Annotated in this window: 13 protein-coding genes; 6 read left to right on the top strand and 7 right to left on the bottom strand. The window is 72.5% G+C overall.

The window, feature by feature from the left end:
• The first annotated feature begins 7 nt into the window (after nucleotides 1–7).
• Both Q9R13_RS08350 and Q9R13_RS08345 read left to right on the top strand, forming a co-directional pair.
• Nucleotides 8–1,318, top strand: coding sequence for an ATP-binding protein (locus Q9R13_RS08350; protein WP_310964637.1), 1,311 nt, complete (start codon nucleotides 8–10; stop codon nucleotides 1,316–1,318).
• Nucleotides 1,315–1,968, top strand: coding sequence for a response regulator transcription factor (locus Q9R13_RS08345; protein ID WP_310964636.1), 654 nt, complete (start codon nucleotides 1,315–1,317; stop codon nucleotides 1,966–1,968). The genes Q9R13_RS08350 and Q9R13_RS08345 overlap by 4 nt, the downstream gene beginning before the upstream one ends.
• Before the next feature lie 128 nt (nucleotides 1,969–2,096).
• Here Q9R13_RS08345 and Q9R13_RS08340 read toward each other — a convergent pair whose 3' ends face one another.
• The 6 genes from Q9R13_RS08340 to Q9R13_RS08315 all read right to left on the bottom strand — a co-directional run bounded on the left by Q9R13_RS08340 (nucleotide 2,097) and on the right by Q9R13_RS08315 (nucleotide 11,825).
• Nucleotides 2,097–3,086 carry a hypothetical protein gene (locus Q9R13_RS08340; protein ID WP_310964635.1) on the bottom strand — a complete coding sequence of 330 codons (990 nt, stop codon included), beginning with the start codon at nucleotides 3,084–3,086 and terminating at the stop codon, nucleotides 2,097–2,099.
• Nucleotides 3,087–3,108: 22 nt separating this feature from the next.
• On the bottom strand, nucleotides 3,109–3,879 hold the full coding sequence (locus tag Q9R13_RS08335; protein ID WP_310964634.1) for a DNA-formamidopyrimidine glycosylase family protein: 771 nt from the start codon (nucleotides 3,877–3,879) through the stop codon (nucleotides 3,109–3,111).
• A 34-nt stretch (nucleotides 3,880–3,913) separates the two neighbouring features.
• Entirely contained in the window at nucleotides 3,914–4,285 is a 372-nt protein-coding gene (locus Q9R13_RS08330) for a VOC family protein (RefSeq protein ID WP_310964632.1), read from the bottom strand.
• Nucleotides 4,286–4,419: 134 nt separating this feature from the next.
• Nucleotides 4,420–5,775 carry an HNH endonuclease signature motif containing protein gene (locus Q9R13_RS08325; protein WP_310964631.1) on the bottom strand — a complete coding sequence of 452 codons (1,356 nt, stop codon included), beginning with the start codon at nucleotides 5,773–5,775 and terminating at the stop codon, nucleotides 4,420–4,422.
• A 154-nt stretch (nucleotides 5,776–5,929) separates the two neighbouring features.
• The gene (locus Q9R13_RS08320) at nucleotides 5,930–7,141 is read right to left on the bottom strand and encodes an MFS transporter (protein ID WP_310964630.1); all 1,212 of its coding nucleotides are present in this window, start codon (nucleotides 7,139–7,141) and stop codon (nucleotides 5,930–5,932) included.
• Between the two features lie 85 nt (nucleotides 7,142–7,226).
• Entirely contained in the window at nucleotides 7,227–11,825 is a 4,599-nt protein-coding gene (locus Q9R13_RS08315) for an ATP-dependent helicase (protein ID WP_310964629.1), read from the bottom strand.
• 47 nt (nucleotides 11,826–11,872) lie between these two features.
• Here Q9R13_RS08315 and Q9R13_RS08310 point away from each other — a divergent pair, with 47 nt between their 5' ends.
• The 4 genes from Q9R13_RS08310 (at nucleotide 11,873) to Q9R13_RS08295 (ending at nucleotide 16,431) form a co-directional block, all read left to right on the top strand.
• A complete protein-coding gene (locus Q9R13_RS08310; RefSeq protein WP_310964628.1) occupies nucleotides 11,873–12,724 on the top strand; it encodes an SDR family NAD(P)-dependent oxidoreductase in 852 nt (283 codons plus the stop codon).
• A complete protein-coding gene (locus Q9R13_RS08305) occupies nucleotides 12,721–13,629 on the top strand; it encodes a DMT family transporter (protein WP_310964627.1) in 909 nt (302 codons plus the stop codon). The genes Q9R13_RS08310 and Q9R13_RS08305 overlap by 4 nt, the downstream gene beginning before the upstream one ends.
• A gap of 9 nt (nucleotides 13,630–13,638) precedes the next feature.
• On the top strand, nucleotides 13,639–14,337 hold the full coding sequence (locus Q9R13_RS08300; RefSeq protein WP_310964626.1) for a VC0807 family protein: 699 nt from the start codon (nucleotides 13,639–13,641) through the stop codon (nucleotides 14,335–14,337).
• Nucleotides 14,338–14,421: 84 nt separating this feature from the next.
• On the top strand, nucleotides 14,422–16,431 hold the full coding sequence (locus Q9R13_RS08295) for a bifunctional phosphatase PAP2/O-acyltransferase family protein (protein WP_310964625.1): 2,010 nt from the start codon (nucleotides 14,422–14,424) through the stop codon (nucleotides 16,429–16,431).
• Here the strand turns inward: Q9R13_RS08295 and Q9R13_RS08290 are convergent.
• Nucleotides 16,375–17,562: a PucR family transcriptional regulator gene (locus Q9R13_RS08290; RefSeq protein WP_310964624.1), complete on the bottom strand. Its 1,188-nt coding sequence runs from the start codon at nucleotides 17,560–17,562 to the stop codon at nucleotides 16,375–16,377. The two genes, Q9R13_RS08295 and Q9R13_RS08290, sit on opposite strands and share 57 nt — an antisense overlap.
• Nucleotides 17,563–17,628: the final 66 nt, after the last annotated feature.

Raw genomic sequence — 17,628 nt, 5'->3', positions numbered from 1 at the left:
GAGCACCATGGAGACCACTGCCCGCCGTACCGTGCCCGGCACCGCGCCTCGCGGCGCGTCCGCGCCGGTGCGGCGTGCCTACCGTCGCACCGACGAGGGCATGCTGGGCGGAGTCGCCGCCGGGCTGGCCGTGCACCTCGGGGTTCCGGTGCAGTGGGTGCGGATCGCGTTCCTGGTCGCGGCGGTGTTCGGAGGCTTCGGCGTCCTGGTGTACGCCGGTCTGTGGATGCTGCTCCGCGAGCAGCCGCACTTCGAGGATGCAGCGCCCGGGCTTGCCGCCGCCGCCCGACAGGGCAAGCGACCGCGTCGGGTGCGGCGGCTCGTCGACTACGGGCCGATGGTCGCGATGGGGGCGATCGCGCTCGGGGCGCTGGCCCTGGTCAGTGCGCTGACCGGCCGCGCGTTCGTGATCTGGCCGGCGATGTTGGCGGTCGCCGGGGTGGCGGTGCTCTGGAGGCAGGCCGACGAGGCGCAGCGGGAGCGCTGGCTGGACAGTGGCCGGATCTCTCCACTGGCCGCCCTGGTCGGTGGCGGGGGCTGGGGCGCCTGGCTGCGGGTCGTCGCCGGGACGCTGCTACTGGTGGCTGCGATCGTGACCTTCTCGCTTCGGAGCGGCGACTGGAACGCCGCGCTCAATGTCGGGATCGCCGCGCTGCTGGGCATCCTCGGCCTCGCGTTCATCGTCGGGCCGTGGCTGCTGCGGCTGACCAACGACCTGTCCGAAGAGCGTGCCGAGCGGGTCCGATCGCAGGAGCGCGCCGACGTCGCCGCACACCTGCACGACTCCGTGCTGCAGACCCTGGCGATGATCCAGAAGTCCGCCGAGGACCCGGCGACGGTCGCCAGGCTGGCGCGCGCCCAGGAGCGGGACCTCCGGTCCTGGCTCTACGACGCACCGGACGGCGGAGAGACCACCCTGGTCGCCGCGCTGCGCCAGGCCGCGGCCGAGATCGAGGACGGCACCGGCGTACCCGTCGAGGTCGTCAGCGTCGGCGACCGACCGCTCCCGGAGTCCGCCCGGCCCGTGGTGCTCGCCGCACGGGAGGCGATGCTCAACGCCGCCAAGCACAGCGGTGCCGGCAAGGTCGACGTGTACGCCGAGGTCGCGGCCACCGGCATCGAGGTGTTCGTCCGCGACCGAGGCCATGGGTTCGAGTTGGCCGACGTCGCTCCGGATCGGCACGGAGTGCGCAACAGCATCATCGACCGGATGCAGCGGCACGGCGGTGTGGCCGAGGTGCGCAGCAACCCCGGGGCGGGCACCGAGATCAGGCTGTCGATGCCCTGGGACGAGCCGTCGAAGGAGTCAGGGACGTGAAGCACACCGTGGTGATCGTGGACGACCACGCGATGTTCCGGTCCGGCGTACGCGCCGAGATCGGTACGGCGGTCGACGTTCTGGCCGAGGCTGCCGACGTCGACGAGGCCGTCGCCGCTGTCCAGAAGCACCATCCGGAGGTGGTGCTGCTCGATGTGCACCTGCCCGGCGGCGGTGGTGCGGAAGTGATGCGACGAGTCGGTGCTTTCCGGACGCCCGCGACGCCGGCCTCCACCCAGTTCCTCGCACTGTCGGTGTCGGACGCGGCCGAGGACGTCATCGGCACGATCCGCGCGGGCGCCCGCGGCTACGTCACCAAGACCATCACCGGTCCTGAGCTGATCGACGCCATCGGCCGGGTCGCCTCGGGCGACGCGGTCTTCTCGCCGCGGCTGGCCGGTTTCGTGCTGGACGCCTTCGCAGGCACGATCGAGGTCGCCCAGGTCGATGAGGACCTCGATCGGCTCACCGAGCGGGAGCGGGAGGTGATGCGGCTGATCGCGCGCGGCTACTCCTACAAGGAGGTGGCCGCCGAGCTGTTCATCTCCACCAAGACCGTGGAGACCCACATGGGGTCGGTGCTGCGCAAGCTCCAGCTCTCCTCGCGCCACGAGCTGACCCGATGGGCCTCGGACCGACGGCTGCTGTAGCGGTCACCTCGTCCGCCGAGTGGTCCCACATTGCCACCGAGTGGTCACATAGTGCGCCATTGGCGACCACTCACGTGCAATACAGGACGTCTCGGGCGCAGTACGGGACCACTCGGCGAGATCGTCGTTCAGCTCCGGGGCAGCAGGCGCGCCCAGGGTGGCCGCCAGTCCGGGGCGCGCCCGGCCATCTCGGCCCACAGGGTGTCCAGCGACGGGCCCTCGTCCTCGTACCACTGCGGCCGGCTGTCGAACGCCCGGTCGAAGTGCACGTTCACCCCGTCGAACCGGACCCGTGCGAACAGCCAGCTGCCGCCCTCCGCGCTCGCCTCCTCACGGTGCAGCCGGGACAGCAGGTTGCCGAGGGTGATCCGGTGCTGCTCGGCCAGGGGCGAGTTGCCCAGCGCCGGAACCAGTCGACCGTCCTGCTGGTGGACCGCGTACTGGAAGTCGGGCGGCGGGGTGGCGATCCGGGCCCAGCGGACCAGCGGAACCGGTCGCTGGGGGAGCACGCGGTCCCGTTCGACCGCGGCGATCATCTGGGTGCGGATCTCGGTCGCCAGCAGGCGCCGTACCGTCCCCTGCAGGGCCGGTGCGTCGTCGCGGGCTGCGCTCAGCACGGCCGCCGCCTCGCCCAGGTCCGCCTCGGTCCCGCCAGGGTCGGAGAACCCGGCGAGCCCGGCGAGGTCGTCGGGTGCGACCCGGCCCTCGCGGGCGGCGGTCAGCAGGGCCTCGGGCACCTGCGCGTCGAGCAGGGGAGCCAGCGGGACGGCCAGGTCCACCTCGGGGGTCGCGGTGTCCCACTCGCCACGGTGCTCCCAGGCCAGGAACGACGCCCCGTCGCGCTGCAGCCAGTCGTGGACGGCGTCGGAGGTCGCCCAGCCGGGCACCCCGGTCCACAGCGGGCTGGGGCTCGCGTCCGGCCAGGTGCCCCAGAGCACGCACCGGCCGTGGTGGATGCGCTGCATCCGCAGCCGCACGCCGCCGGAAGCGTCGTGGGCCAACAGGTGGAAGGCGGGGTCGTAGGACCAGGTCGGGTCACGGCGCAGGCGCGCCAGCGCGGTGCTGGTCGCGAACACCCACCACAGCCGCTCTGCCTCCGGCAGGTCGTCGACGTCCACACCACGATTGTGGCGCGTCCGGTCACCTCTGGCAGCGAGGACACCACCAGGTGCCGCGTTCGGCACCGGGCGGCCCGAGCTCGTCGTACTCGATGGGCGTCCCGCAGCGCAGGCACGGGCCCCGTCGGCCATAGACCCAGGTCCTCTCGCCGCGGCGCGTCCGTCCGGTGGTGACCCGGTCGACCCGGTCGCGGTTGGCCAGCAGCACGCGGCGGGCGAGGCTGACCAGCCGCTGCAGGTCAGACACCTCGCCGACCGGACGGTGCGGGTCGACGCCGGTGAGGAAGCAGAGCTCGCACTTGTACACGTTGCCGATCCCGGCGAGGTTGCGCTGGTCCAGCAGCGCGTCGGCAAGAGGTACGGCGGGCTGCGCAGCCAGCCGGCGGACCGCCTCATCCGGGTCCCAGTCGTCGCCGAGCAGATCCGGGCCGAGGCGCCCGACGTACTCGTCCTCGCGGTCGGAGGGGAGCAGGTCGAGCACGATCTGGGAGCCGACGGCCTCCAACGACTCCGTCTGCAGCACCACTCGGGCGGTGTGGGCCGGCTTGCGCCAGCGGGCACCTCGGTCATGGACCGCCCAGCTGCCCTCCATCTTGAGGTGGCTGTGGAGCGACAGCCCGCTGTCGAGACGGGTCAGCAGGTGCTTGCCACGCGACCGGGTGGTGAGCACCCGGCTGCCTGCGAGGTCGGTGGTGGCCAGGCTCGGCAGCCGGAAGTCGGTGTGGACCAAGATCTGGTCGTCGAGCCGGCGCAGCCGCTTCGCGGCCTGCCAGACGGTGTCACCCTCGGGCATCGCACCTCCCCGGTTCCAGTTGTCGAGGCACTGCTCAGCTGCGCTGCGGAAGCTCCTGGAGTGCCCAGGAGTTTCCATCAGGATCGCTGAAGTACGCGTACTTGACGCCACCCATGTCATTCACCTCGGACACCGTGACGTGGTGGTTCGACAGGTGGTCGCGGACCTCTGCGAGGTCGTCGACCACGAGATGCAGATTCTGGACCCGCGGGGCGCCAGGGTCACTCATTCCCACGCCGATCACGATCGAGCATGCGGACCCGGGTGGCGTCAGTTGGACCACTCGCAACCCGTTGCCGGGCTGGACGTCGTGGTCGAGGCGGAAGCCGACGCGGTCGACGTAGAACTCCAGGCTCCGGTCCACGTCGGCCGTCGGGAGCGGTACGAGCTCGAGGCGCATGTCCATGTGGTGACTCCTTGGAAGGCGGATCGGCCACGGTAGCGACCTGAGCCTGCTGCGACCTGCCAGTACCCAGGATCCGGGCGTGCCGGTGGCCCCGCGAGGCCTGGTCCTCGCGGGGTCGGTCGGTGGGCGGATGTTCAGAGGGGCACGTCGGAGCGGTGACCCTGGGGGTCGGTCCATTGGTAGCTGCCGTCGGGGAGGCGGTGGTAGCGCCAGCGGGTGAAGGTCTTGAGCCGGTGGTGTCTTCGACACAGCGGCGCAAGATGGTCCGGCCGGGTCTGGCCGGGCGGACCCCCTTCGTCCATCGCGACGTAGGGGTCGATGTGGTCCAGGTCGCAGGACCGGGCGTCGCGGCCACAGTGCGTGAACACGCAATGGCCGTCGCGGAGGGTGACGAGCTCGCGCATCCAGGCCGGCGGGTCGTGGACATCGACGGCGTCGGTGCGGCCGAGGTCGAGGATCGGGCGGATGCTGAGTCGAGTCTCGCCGAGCCATTGGCCGAGCAGGTGGAGGGTGGCCGGCCCGAGCGTCTCGACGGTCCCGACCCGGTCGGTGCCACCGAGGTGGGTGAGCAGGTCTTCGAGGGTGACGTGCACGTAGAGGGTGGCCGGGAGGCAGCTCTTCGGTGCCGGTCGGGTGGCGCTGCTGACGCCGGTCTCGGCAGAGCAGAAGGTGAGCTCGCCCGTGATCAGCTGGTCGGCGATCACACCGAGGGCCTTGGCCCGGCGGATGTCCAGGCTGGAGGTGTCCCCGGTCGCGGCCAGCTCGGCGGCCTGGGCCGCGACCAGCGCCTCGAACTTGATCGCGTCGATGACCGAGAGACTGCCGCGGATGTGAGCGGCGGCGATGACCTTGTCGGGGTCGGCGGCGTTGCCGCCCTGTCCGGGCAGGTCGATGTCCAGCCGCCGGCCGTCCCTCGCCTGTTCCTCGGCAGCGCGGGTCTTCTCGGGGTCCCACTTCGCGATCGCGTAGGAGATGGTCGACTCCACGGTGCGCCATGCCCGGGTCCCGGCCAGGTGGCCGGTCCGCTCGTCGACCCAGAGAGCGGCCTCGGCAGGCAGGGCGTGGCAGGCCGACACGACCCGCCGCGCCGTCCAGACGGGACAGGCGCCGGCCTGGACGCAGCCCCACAGGACCGGGTGCCGGTGGGCCAGGTCGAGGGCGTCGGCGACGAGGCCCATGGCCGACCCGGTCGAGACCGCGAGCCGGGCGGCGAGCTGTTCGACGGCGAACTCGGCGACCGCCGGGGTGCCCGGCCCACCGAGCCGGTCCAGGCCGTCCTCGTCCGGCGGGATCAGGGCCCGCTGCCAGGAGGCGCAGTCGCCGGGTGTGCCGGGGTGGGCGTGTGCCCAGGCCAGCACGCAGGTCAGCTCCTCCGCCGCGGCCCGCATGGACCGAGTCCGTGCATCGGCCACGGCGTCGAGGACCGCATGCTCCGGAGCGTGCGACCCGAGGGAAGCGCCCGAATATCCGGCTGTCTGTGCGACTGACATGCCTCCATTCTGACCGGCCGCACCGACACTTTCGACCGTGGGAACGAGCAGGTGGACAAGTACTTTTCCGAACCCTGTAAGGGGATGGCGGACGTGCGGGTCTGCCCATCAAGGCGCCCGTGGCTGAGCACGTTGGCCTGCCCGGCCAGGGCGATCAGTCGGCGACATCGGGTTCGACTGACCTGCCGGGGGTGGGCGTCGTACGGCGGAGGCCGGGCACGATCAGGGCGGTGGCCAGCAGCGAGAGCACTGCCATCACGGTCATGGTGCGACCCGCCGCCGTGGATCCGGCGCCGAGCAGGTCCGCCACACCGCCCGCGATCGCGGCGCCCAGCGCCTGCCCGACCATCAGGCCGGTGCCGGCCAGTCCGAAGACCTGACCGCGGCTGTCCGCAGCGGTGTGGCTCACCAGACGTTCCTGGAGGGGCAGGGACGCCGGGTAGCCGAACGCTCCGACCATCCCGAGGGCTGCGGCGACGCCGAGCACGGGCTGCCATGCGAAGGCGATGAACGGCAGCGCGAGAAGGATGCGGAGCGGCACGATCAGCCGGTCGCGGCGGTCCTCCGGCAGGAAACGGCCGATGACGACATCGCCGGCGAGCATGCCCGTCGCCGTCGCGGCGAAGAGGTAGCCGGCGTGGCCCCCGGCGTACGGGATGTAGAGCGCTTCGCAACCGACGACCAGCCCGTTCGGGATCCAGATCATCAGGTAGATCGGCCGGACGGCCGCCGAGCCCAGCAGCATCCGGTTGACCGCTCGGGTCCGGGCAACCACCTTGCCGCTGGCGCGGGGCGGGTGGTCGCGCAGGCCGATCCGAGCCGCGAGCGCGCCGGCGAGGGTGACCGTGCCGCTGATCCAGAACAGGTCGCGGCCGCTGAGCCAGATCAACAGGATCGCGCCGACCCCATTGCCGGCGATCTGCATCCCGCCGACGGTGATGTTGAGGGTGGAGCGAGCGAGCACGAAGGCCTCGCGGGGAACGATGTCGGAAAGGAGGGCGACCACCGTCCCGGAGGTCGCCGCGAGCACGACGTAGCCCGCCGCCAGGATGACGAAGCGGATCGGCCAGGTCAGGCCGGGCAGAAGCTGCAGCAGGTCGGTGCCCCCGGCCGTCGTCGCCGAGATCACCATCGCGGTGCGCGGCCGGAGCAGATCGGAGCCGGCCAGGAGGAAGTGGCTCGTGAGCAGCTGCACCAACGGGCCGCCGAAGAGCGCCAGCGACGTGAGCAGCGGCGAGCCGGTCACCCGATAGATCACGGTGCCGATCGCCAGGCTGCTGACCACGACGCCGGTGATGACCACCGCGCGCAGGCCGAAGAGCACCCGGAACTCCCGGATCCCGAAGAGCTCGCGGTAGGTGTGCACGAGTCGTCAGCCTGCCACGAGCGGTGCCCGTCGGGGCGCCGCGACTCGGCCGCTCAGCCGCAGCCCCCGCGGGGTCACCACGAAATCAGCCGCGCAGCCGCAGCCCCCGCGGGGTCACCACGAAACCGGCGTCCTCGAGTGCCTGCCGCAGCGCCGCCGAGGACTCACCGAGGACGCTCGACCCGTCCGCCTTCTCAACGGTGAGGCGGCCGAGCGCGCCGCGACGTACGGCGGTGCCGAGGGCATCGATCGCGACCGCGAGGGTGTCCTCCTCCACACTCGGTGCGGAAACGGTCGAGACAAAGGTGAGCAGCGACCGCCCTCCACGCTCGACGTAGAGCGCCAGGGCGCCGTCGACGAGCACGACGAGGGCGCCGGCCTTCCGGCCCGGACGGTGGCCCGCCGTGCGCCCGGGCCAGGGGAGTGCGGCGCCGTAGGGGTTCGCGGGGTCGGTGGCCGCCAGCGTGACCGCGACCGCCTTGGTGCCGGCCGCGGGCGGCGTGAAGGTGCGCAGCCGGTCGATCGCACCCGCGGAGCCGAACTGGGCGGCGCCGAGTCCCTCGACGAAGTAGCCGCGTCGGCACCGTCCGGCGTCCTCGAAGGCGGCGAGCACCTTGTACGCCGCGGCGAAGCCTCCCGGGGTGCGTTCGCTGGTCACTGCGCCGCGGGTCACCACGCCGTGCCGTTCGAGGAGCGACTCCGCGGCTGCGTGGCTGCGTCGGGTCGGGTCGGGCTCGACCTCGGGCAGCAGGAACCAGCGCCCGGCGGCCTCGGGAGGTCCACCGCGGACCGGCATCGGCGTCCGCCCGGGCCGCCCGGGCCGGCCCAGCCGGGCGCGCGGCGGGCTGCGCCGACCGCGGTGCGCACCGCCGCCCCGGGTGAGCGCACGCAGCGGGGCGAGCGTGTCGTTGCCGACCCGGCCCCACCAGACCAGGTCCCACAAGGCCTGCGACAGCTCGGGGTCGGTGGTTCCGCCCGAGGCGTCGCTGCGGCGTACGGCGGCCTCCAGCTGGCGGAAGAAGAACGCCCCACCTCCGTCCAGCGCCTCGAGCACCGCCCGGTGCAGGGTGCTGAGATCGGCGTCCGGGTCGGGTGCCGGCAGGGTCAGATCCGCGGAGTCCGTCAGATGCAGTGACACCCATCCATCGGAGCCGGGCAGCGAGCCGTGCCCGGCCCAGAGCACCTCCCCGGTCGCGGTCAGCTCGTCGAGGTAGGCCGGCTGGTAGTCGGCGACCCGCGCCGGTAGGACCAGGGACTCCCAGGCGCTGGCCGGCACCGGGCAGCCGGCGAGCTGCTCGACCACCGCCAGAACGCCGTCGACGCCACGGAGCCCACGGCCGGCCGACGCGCCCGCTGCCACGTGCTGCCAGGCCGGCAGGAACCGGCCGAGGGTGGCCGGCTCGACCGGCTCGACCTCATGCCGCAGCCGGGCCAGCGACCGGCGGCGCAGCCGGCGCAGCACCTCGGCGTCACACCACTCCGACCCGGTCCCGGTGGGGCGGAACTCGCCCTCGAGGACCCGCCCGTGCGCTGCCAGCCGGACCAGGGTCTGGTGGACGACCGCGGACCCGAGCCCGAGGCGTGCCGCGACGTCCGCCGTCGTGAAGGGTCCGTGTGTGCGGGCAAACCGGCCGACCAGGTCGCCCAAGGGGTCCTCGACGGGCTCGGTGAAGGTCTCCGGAGTGCCCGGCGGCACAGGTACGCCCAGGCCGTCGCGCAACCGGGCGACGTCCTCGACCACCGCCCAGCGCTCCTCGCCCGCGATGCGCACCCGGACGACGCGACGCGACTCCACCAGGCGCTCCAACGGCTCGTCGACGTCGAAGGTCGCCCGCTCGGCGGTCTCGGCGGTGCTCAGCGGCCCGAGCAGCCGGAGCAGGTCGACCAGACCCTCCGCGTCGCGGGCGCGGCGGTCGTCGAGTCCGGGGTGTCGCAGCCGCTGCAGCTCCGCCTCGACCTCGGCCAGCGCCGCCGGGTCGAGCAGCTCGCGTAGCTCGGCGCGACCGAGCAGCTCGGCGAGCAGGCCCTGGTCGAGGGTGAGAGCGGCCGCCCGGCGCTCGGCCAGGGGCGAGTCCCCCTCGTACATGAATGCCGCGACGTACCCGAACAGCAGCGACTGGGCGAACGGCGACGGACGGGTGGTCGCGACGTCGACGAGGCTGACCCGCCGCTCCGCGATCCGTCGCTGCAGCGTGACGAGCGCCGGCACGTCATACACGTCCTGGAGCACCTCGCGGACCGTCTCCAGCACGATCGGGAAGCTCGGGTAGCGGGCGGCCACCTCGAGCAGCTGCGCGCTGCGTTGACGCTGCTGCCACAGTGGCGAGCGGCGACCCGGGTCGCGCCGGGGGAGCAGCAGCGCCCGGGCGGCGCACTCGCGGAACCGGGAGGCGAACAGCGCCGAGCCCCCCACCTCGGTGGTGACGAGCTGCTCGACCTCGTCGGGGTCGAAGGCGATCAGCTCGGCGCCGGGCGGGTCCTGGTCGGTCTCGGGGATCCGCACCACGATGCCGTCGTCGGCCGCCATCGCCTGGGCGTCCACGCCGTACCGCTCGCGCAGCCGGGCGTTGACCATCAGCGCCCAGGGCGCGTGCACGGGCGTGCCGTAGGGCGAGTGCACCACCAGCCGCCAGTCCCCGAGCTCGTCACGGAAGCGTTCCACGACCAGCTGACGGTCGTGGGGCAGCCGGTTGGTGGCCTCTCGCTGCTCCTCGAGCAGGCTGACCAGGTTGGCGGCGGCCCACGCATCGAACCCGGCGGAGCGGGCTCGGGCCACCGCCGCTGGCCGGTCCATGGCGGCGACCTCGCGGACGAATGCGCCGATCGCCTCGCCCAGCTCCGCGGGTCGACCGAGCGAGTCCCCGGTCCAGAACGGGAGCCGGCCAGGCTGCCCGGGCGCCGGGGAGACCATCACGCGGTCGTGGGTGATGTCCTCGATGCGCCAGCTGGTGGTGCCGAGGGTGAACACGTCGCCCACCCGGGATTCATAGACCATCTCCTCGTCGAGCTCGCCGACCCGCCGACCGGGTCCGGGTCCGGTTGAGTCGCTCCCGACCAGGAAGACCCCGAACAGCCCGCGGTCCGGGATGGTGCCACCGCTGGTCACCGCGAGCCGTTGGGCGCCGGGCCGGGCGGACAGCGCACCGGTGACCCGGTCCCAGACGATCCGCGGCCGCAGCTCGGCGAACTCGTCGCTGGGGTAGCGCCCGGCGAGCAGGTCGAGGGTGGCGTCGAAGGCGCTGCGCGGCAGTGTCGCGAACGGTGCCGAGCGACGCAGTACGGCGAAGAGGTCGTCGGCCGCCCACGTGTCCATCGCGGTCGCCGCGACGACCTGCTGGGCGAGCACGTCGAGGGGGTTGGCCGGCACCCGGAGGGCCTCGATCGCACCGGTGCGCATCCGCTCGACCGTGACCGCCGTGGGCACCAGATCGCCGCGGTGCTTGGGGAACAGCACCCCACGGGACGTCTCGCCGACCTGGTGACCGGCCCGACCGACGCGTTGCAGCGCGCTCGCGACCGAGGGCGGTGACTCGATCTGGACGACGAGGTCGACCGCGCCCATGTCGATGCCGAGCTCGAGGCTGCTGGTGGCGACGACGCACGGCAGCCGGCCGCGCTTGAGGTCGTCCTCGATCACCGCCCGCTGCTCCTTGGAGACCGAGCCGTGGTGCGCACGCGCGAGCACGCCGGCGGCACCCTGCGAGGTACCCGACTGTGCCATCACCTGGGCCGGGGGCCCGGGGGAGCCGATCAGCTCGGTCGGCTCGCCGAGTCGCTCGGCGTGCACCTCGTTGAGCCGGGCGGTGAGGCGCTCGGCGAGGCGGCGGGAGTTCGCGAAGACGATCGTCGACCGGTGCTGCTCGATGAGGTCGACCACACGCTCCTCGACATGCGGCCAGATCGAGCCGGCCCGCTCGGAGTCACTCCCGTCGGGGGCCGCGTCGAGCTCGGTCATGTCCTCGACCGGCACCACCACCGAGAGATCCCAACGCTTCTCGGCCGGCGGCGCCACGGCCTCCACCGGCGCGGTCCCGCCGAGGAACCGCGCGACCGCCTCCACCGGACGGACCGTGGCGGACAGGCCGATGCGCTGTGCCGGCCGGTCGAGCAGGGCGTCGAGCCGTTCCAGCGAGACCGCGAGGTGGGCGCCGCGCTTGCTGCCGGCCACGGCGTGCACCTCGTCGAGGATCACCGTCTCGACTCCGCGCAGCGACTCGCGCGCGGCCGAGGTGAGCATCAGGAACAGCGACTCCGGCGTGGTGATCAAGATGTCCGGCGGTCTGGTCTGCAGCCGTCGGCGCTCCGTCGGCGTGGTGTCGCCCGAGCGCACCCCCACGGTCACCTCGGGGAGCTCGAGGCCGAGTCGGGCGGCGGTGTGCCGGATGCCGGTGAGAGGCGCCCTGAGGTTCCGCTCGACGTCGACGGCGAGTGCCTTCAACGGGGAGACGTAGAGGACCCGGCATCGTCGTGAGCGCTCGTCGGGGACCTGTTCGTGGAAGAGCCGGTCCAGCGACCAGAGAAAGGCCGACAGCGTCTTGCCCGAGCCGGTCGGGGCGACGACCAGCGCGTGGCGGCCCGCGGCGATCGTCGACCAGGCACCCGCCTGGGCGGAGGTGGGCCGGGCGAACGCAGCCTCGAACCAGGCCCGCGTGGGAGCCCCGAATCGGGCCAGTGCGTCGTCCACCGCACCATCCTCGCCCACGACACCGACAGTGCGAAGGATGCGATGGAATGCCCGGGTTGTGGTACTGGTTCTCCCCGGAGAACGGTCTGTTCACCGACGGGAGGCAGTCGATGCGGGTGCGCGGCTGTGTCGCCCTGGTCACCGGGGCCTCTTCGGGGATCGGTACGGCGGTCGCCGAGCGGCTGGCCGAGCGCGGGGCGACCGTGCTCGTGCATGGCAGGGACCCGGCCCGCACCGGCGACGTGGCTCGTCGTACCCACGGGGAGGCGCTGCTCGCGGACCTGGCGCTGCCGGGCGCCGCCGAGCAGCTCGCTGCCGACGCGCTCGCCGTCCACGGCCGGGTCGACCTGCTGGTCGCGAGCGCCGGGGCGGGCCGGTCCACGCCCTTCGACACGATGACCGACGACGACGTCTCCGGTCTGGTCGCCCTCGACCTGGTGGCGCCGATGCAGTTGACCCGAGCGCTGCTGCCGGGAATGCTCGGACGCGGATCGGGGCACCTACAGCTCATCGGCTCGGTGGCCGGCCGCACCGCGGTCGCCGGCGAGGCGGTCTATGCCGCGACGAAGGCGGGGCTGGATGTGTTCGCGCAAAGTCTGCGGATGGAGATGGACGGCAGCGGCGTCGGTGTCTCGGTGGTGCTGCCGGGTGTCGTGGACACCCCGTTCTTCGAGCGCCGCGGCCGGGCCAACGACCGATCCCGGCCGCGTCCGGTGAGCGCCGAGGCGGTTGCCGCTCGGGCCGTGCGTGCCGTCGAGCAGGACGATGCCGAGACCTGGGTGCCCGGCTGGCTGCGGGTCGCGTCCGTGGTGCGCGCTCTGGCCCCGGCGACGTACCACCGGCTCGCGCTGCGGTACGGCGAGCAGGTGCGCGCCACCTCGTACGGGGCGGGGTCGTGAGCAGCCAGGTCGGGGCCACCCTGCTGGGTCTGCTGGTGGCCTTCCTGTTCGCGCTCTCGGCCTTCTACCAGCAGCGAGCCGCGCGCAGCACCCACCGGCAGGGCCACTCCGTCGCCGTCGGCATGCTGGCGCTGATGTCGACGCTGGTCCGCAACCGGCTGTGGCTGGCGGGCTGGATGGTCAACCTGGCCGGCTTCGGCGTCCAGGCGCTCGCGCTGCACGTCGGGTCCGTGGCGACGGTGCAGCCGCTGCTGGCGACCCAGCTGATGTTCGCGCTGCCGATGTCCTCGCTCGAGCGCCGCGGCTGGCCACGGCCGCAGGACTGGCTCGCCGCCGGATCGATCTGCGCCGGCCTGGTCGTGCTGCTCGTCGTCGTGCACGCCACGCCGTTGGCCGGGAACCCTGATCGCAGCCGGATCGTGCTGGCGGCGGTGTGCGCGCTCGCCGCGATCGTGGTGGCGGTGCCGATCTCGACCAGGCTGGGGCCCAATGTCGTGGTCGTGGTGAGTGCCGGCTGCGCCGGACTGTGCTTCGCGATGACCGCGGTCTTCATCAAGCTGACGACCGACGACCTGGCCAACCACGGGATCGGCTACACCGCTCGCGACTGGGTGGGCTACGCGCTGGCCTGCTCCACCCTGCTGGGTCTGGTGCTCGGCCAGGGCGCGTTCGCCAACGGGCCGCTTCCCTGGGCGGTGGGCGTCAAGGAGACGGTCAACCCGGTGGCCAGCTACGCGATCGGGGTCCTGGCGTTCCCGGTGGCGCTGCCCACCGACGCCGGGTCGCTGCTCGGGATGGCCTTCGCGGGCCTGCTGGTGGCGGCGGGCGCGGTCGGGTTGGCGCACTCCCCATCGGCCGCCGAGTGGTTGCGTCGTCGTGAGGACCAGGCGCCGAATACCGTGTAAAGTGGCCCGATGCAGAGTGACAGATCCGGCCACCACGGCTTGGCCGAGGTGGCAGACCACGTGATCGAGCTGGGCAACATCAAGCCCACCCTCTACAGCGGACTCCGACTTCTCCTCGAGACCGTGATCGTGCCCACACTGCTGCTGTACGCCTGCATGGTCACGGTCGGCGGATTCGTGGGCCTGATCGCGGTGCTGGCCTGGTGCGCGTTGACCGTCGCGGTCCGGATGGCCACGGTCCGCAGGATCCCCGGCACCCTGCTGCTGGCGATCGCCATGCTGGTCGGCCGTACGTCGATCGCGCTGGCCCTGTCCAGCGTCTACGTCTACCTGCTCCAGCCGGTCGCCGGTTCGATGTTCATGGCGGTGCTGTTCATCGGCAGCGCACTGATCGGCCGGCCGATCACCATGCGCCTCGCGCAGGACTTCGTGAACCTTCCCGGCCGACTCGTGAGCGACCGCCGGGTGCACAAGATGTTCGTCCAGGTGTCGCTGCTGTGGGGCGTCTCGCGTCTGCTCGACGCGGGGATGAGCCTGGGTGTGCTGCACTTCGGCCTGGCCGCGGGAATCTTCTCCCGGGGCGTGTTCAGCGGCCTGCTGACCGCACTGTCGATCGGTGTGTGCTCCTACTGGGGTTGGTCGCGGCTGCGTCGCATCGACGGCGTGCGCTTCCACTTCGGCGCTCCAGCCGCGGCACCTGCTGCCTGAGCCCTGACCAGGACCGCGTTTCGCTCCGGGCCTTCCTGCCGGCCGTTGTGCTATGACCGTGGTGTGACCCCGGATCGTGATCAGGTGGCCACCGAACGGCCGGTGGTGTGGCGGCAGCTCGTGATCGGGCTGGTCCTCTTCGGCATCTACCTCGGGGTCGACGCTCTGTCCACCGACGCCCGGCGTGCTGCCGCACACCGCCACGGGCGGGACATCTTCGACCTCGAGCAACGGCTGCACATCGACGTCGAGCGCACCCTGAACGGTTGGCTCGCCCCGCATCAGCTGCTCTCCACGCTGGCCAACTACGAGTACGCCTACACCTACATCCTCAGCGCGCTGCTGCTGATGGCCTGGGTGATCGCCCGGCGACCGGACCTGTGGAAGGCCACCCGTGACTCCTTCGTGGTGATGAACCTGATCGCGATCGCCACCTTCGCGTTCTTCCCGACCGCGCCGCCACGGATGCTGCACGACCTCGGCTTCGTCGACACGGTGACCCGCGGCCAGACGGTCGGCTCGTGGGGGTCCGGTCTCGTCGACGCCGCCAACCAGCTCGCGGCGATGCCGTCGCTGCATGTCGGCTGGGCGCTCTGGGTCAGCGTGGTGCTTGCCCGGATCACCGCGAGCCGGTGGGTGCAGCTGCTCAGCGCCGTCCACGTCCTGCTCACCCTCTTCGTGGTGATGGCCACCGCCAACCACTACCTGCTGGATGCCGTCGCGGTTGTGGTGCCGGTCGCGGTCGGCGTCCGCTACGGCCACTGGCGCCACGGCCTCGCTGGCGAGGTGGTGCCCGCCCCGGACGCGTTCTTCCTGCATGTCGAGGGAACCGGGGCCGCCCAGCACGCCGGCGGACTGGTCGTCCTGGAGTCCGCCGGTGCCGCCGTACCCACCCTCGAGGACGTCCGCGCCACCGTGCGCGACGGACTCGCCCGGCTGCCGCGGTTCCGCAAGGTGCTTGCGCAGCGCTCGCGCTGGCGCCGGCAGCGGTGGGTCGAGGCCGAGGACATCGACTTGGACTGGCACGTCGTGGAGCTGACCTCGACCGACGGGATGGCGGGACTCCACCGCGCCGTCGCGGACTTCGCCGAGCAGCCGATGCCTCGCGACCGGCCGCTGTGGCGGGTGGCGATGGTGCGTGAGATCGCCCCCGACACCTCTGCGCTGATCTACCTCGCCCACCACGCGATCGGTGACGGCTTCGGCATCGTCAGCCACTCCTTCAGCCTGTTCACCCCGCCCACCGCGCTGGACGGGCCCACCGGCCGCGGACCGGGCCGGCTCCAGCAGGCGGCCGGCGTGGCCGTGGGGCTCGCCCAGCTCGCCGGCGATGGTGGCGCCGGGGCTCTGGGGCAGCCCTCCGCACGCCGGGACTTCGGCGTGGTCGACCTGCCGCTCGATGACGTACGCCGGATCGCGACGACCCACGACGCACGGATCACCGACCTGCTCATCGCGGTCACGGCGCGAGCCATCCAGGACGCTGCTCCGCAGACCGCGGCGCGCGCCCGCGGCACGCTGAAGCTGTCGGTGCCGATGATGGTGCGCACTCCCGAGTCGGCGGTCGAGGGCAACGTCACTGCCGCCGTGATCGTCCCGGTGCCGGTCGACGACCGACCACTGGCGGACCTGGTCGCGGAGGTGAGCCGGCGGACCGGACGGCTACGCCGCCCGACGCGGGCGCTGGCGTCCCGCTTCGTGATGGCCACCGGTCTCCGGCTGCTTCCGGAGCCGCTGGCCGGCTGGTTCGCCCGCAGCGTCTACGGAGCGGCGTTCCTGCACGCTGTCGTGTCCAACATCCCGGGGCCGACGGCGCAGCTCAGCTTCGTCGGCGTACCGCTGCACCGCGTCTACCCGATCCTGCCGCTCGCCCCCGGCGCAGCGCTGTCGATGGGGGCGCTCAGCTGGACCGGCGTGCTGGGGATCGGGCTGGCCACCGACCCGGCGCTGCTGGACGCTGCCGCGCTGGCGGAGCGGATGCGCACCCTGCTGGCCGAGCTCGCCGGACCAGCCGAGCCCACCGAGGCGGAGGACGGGTCAGTCGTCGGTCCCGTTATCCGACCACTGAAGGGCGAGGAACAGCCGACTGCGTGAGACCGGGTCGTCGAGCTGCTCGCCGAACAGGTCGTGGAGCTGGCCGAGCCGGTAGCGGACCGTCTGCGGATGGATGCTCAGCTCCTCGGCCATCGCGTGCCGATCGCCCTGCAGCCGCAGCCAGCAGCTGAGCGTCTCCAGCAGCCGCTCCCGTGCGCCCTCGGTGAGGTCGTCGAGCGGCGCCAGCGCGCGCCGCCGTAGCGCCCTCAGGAGGCCCTCGTCGCGCCATACGATGATGGAGTCGAGGTGTTCGTCGGCGAACACCGGGTCGCCGTGCAGCACGCCCGCCCGAACGAGGCGGAAGGCCACCTGGGCGACCTCCGTGCTGCGGGGGAGCTTCGGCAGCGGTACATCGGAGCCGACCACTGCGCCGGCACCCTGGAGCTGGCGGACCAGCTGGGCTCGTCCCGCATGGCCCGACGCATCCGGCACGATCGCGCCGTAGAGCTCGCTGGTCCGGATCGGCAGCGTGCCCGGGCCGAGCCGGTCGAGGACCTTGCGGGCGGCGCTGTCGTCCGGATCGATGAGCACGACGGCCGCGGTCTCCGGGATACGCCAGCCGGCGCGGGTGGCCGCGGACCGCACCGCCGACAGGCCGGCGCGGCCGGACAGCAGCAGCGCAGCGAGCTCCTCGCGGTTCCGCTCGTTGGCGCGGGCGTCATCGATCTGCTCGAGCACGTAGCCGCGCGCGGAGGCCATCGACAGCTTGTTGACGAAGACGAACACCGCATCGGCCAGCGAGGCCAGGGACTCCGGGGGAAGGGCGGCATCCAGGGCCACCGCCGACACATGTCGCCACGCGACCCGCGACCCGACCTGGAAGGCGGTGAGCAACCGGGTCAGGTCGTTGCCCAGCTGGTGCTGGCGACGACCGACCTGCTCGAAGACCAGGTGCAGCGTCTCGTCCCCGGGACGCGGGCGTGCGGCCGGGTCGTCGGGCTCGGAGATCTCGAGGAACCGACGTACGAACAGGGCGGCGGCCTCCTCGACGCCGTCGTGGTCGCTCTCCAGGAAGTCCGCGTAGTCCGGCCAGAGGTCCTGCAGGCCGATCCGGACGTCGATGAGCAGCCTCGGCAGCCGGGCGAGCAGTGCAGTCTCGAGCTCACCTCGGGCCTGGCTGGTCACAGTCATGGCGCCCTCCGCCTCCCATTGTACGAACCTGACAACTTCTGCCCAGGGGATTGTGGTTCCCGTTCG

Source organism: Nocardioides marmorisolisilvae (assembly GCF_031656915.1).
In the GTDB taxonomy this organism is placed as follows: domain Bacteria; phylum Actinomycetota; class Actinomycetes; order Propionibacteriales; family Nocardioidaceae; genus Marmoricola; species Marmoricola terrisoli.
The sequence above is the reverse complement of the archived record's forward strand: the minus strand, read 5'-3'. Positions and strand labels throughout refer to the sequence as shown.

Bases quoted from the DNA above. Each gene is read 5' to 3' on its own strand.
- Q9R13_RS08350 (WP_310964637.1), top strand. From the start codon at position 8: ATGGAGACCACTGCCCGCCGTACCGTGCCCGGCACCGCGCCTCGCGGC.
- Q9R13_RS08335 (WP_310964634.1), bottom strand. From the start codon at position 3,879: ATGCCCGAGGGTGACACCGTCTGGCAGGCCGCGAAGCGGCTGCGCCGG.
- Q9R13_RS08330 (WP_310964632.1), bottom strand. From the start codon at position 4,285: ATGGACATGCGCCTCGAGCTCGTACCGCTCCCGACGGCCGACGTGGAC.
- Q9R13_RS08325 (WP_310964631.1), bottom strand. From the start codon at position 5,775: ATGTCAGTCGCACAGACAGCCGGATATTCGGGCGCTTCCCTCGGGTCG.
- Q9R13_RS08310 (WP_310964628.1), top strand. From the start codon at position 11,873: ATGCCCGGGTTGTGGTACTGGTTCTCCCCGGAGAACGGTCTGTTCACC.
- Q9R13_RS08300 (WP_310964626.1), top strand. From the start codon at position 13,639: ATGCAGAGTGACAGATCCGGCCACCACGGCTTGGCCGAGGTGGCAGAC.
- Q9R13_RS08290 (WP_310964624.1), bottom strand. From the start codon at position 17,562: ATGACTGTGACCAGCCAGGCCCGAGGTGAGCTCGAGACTGCACTGCTC.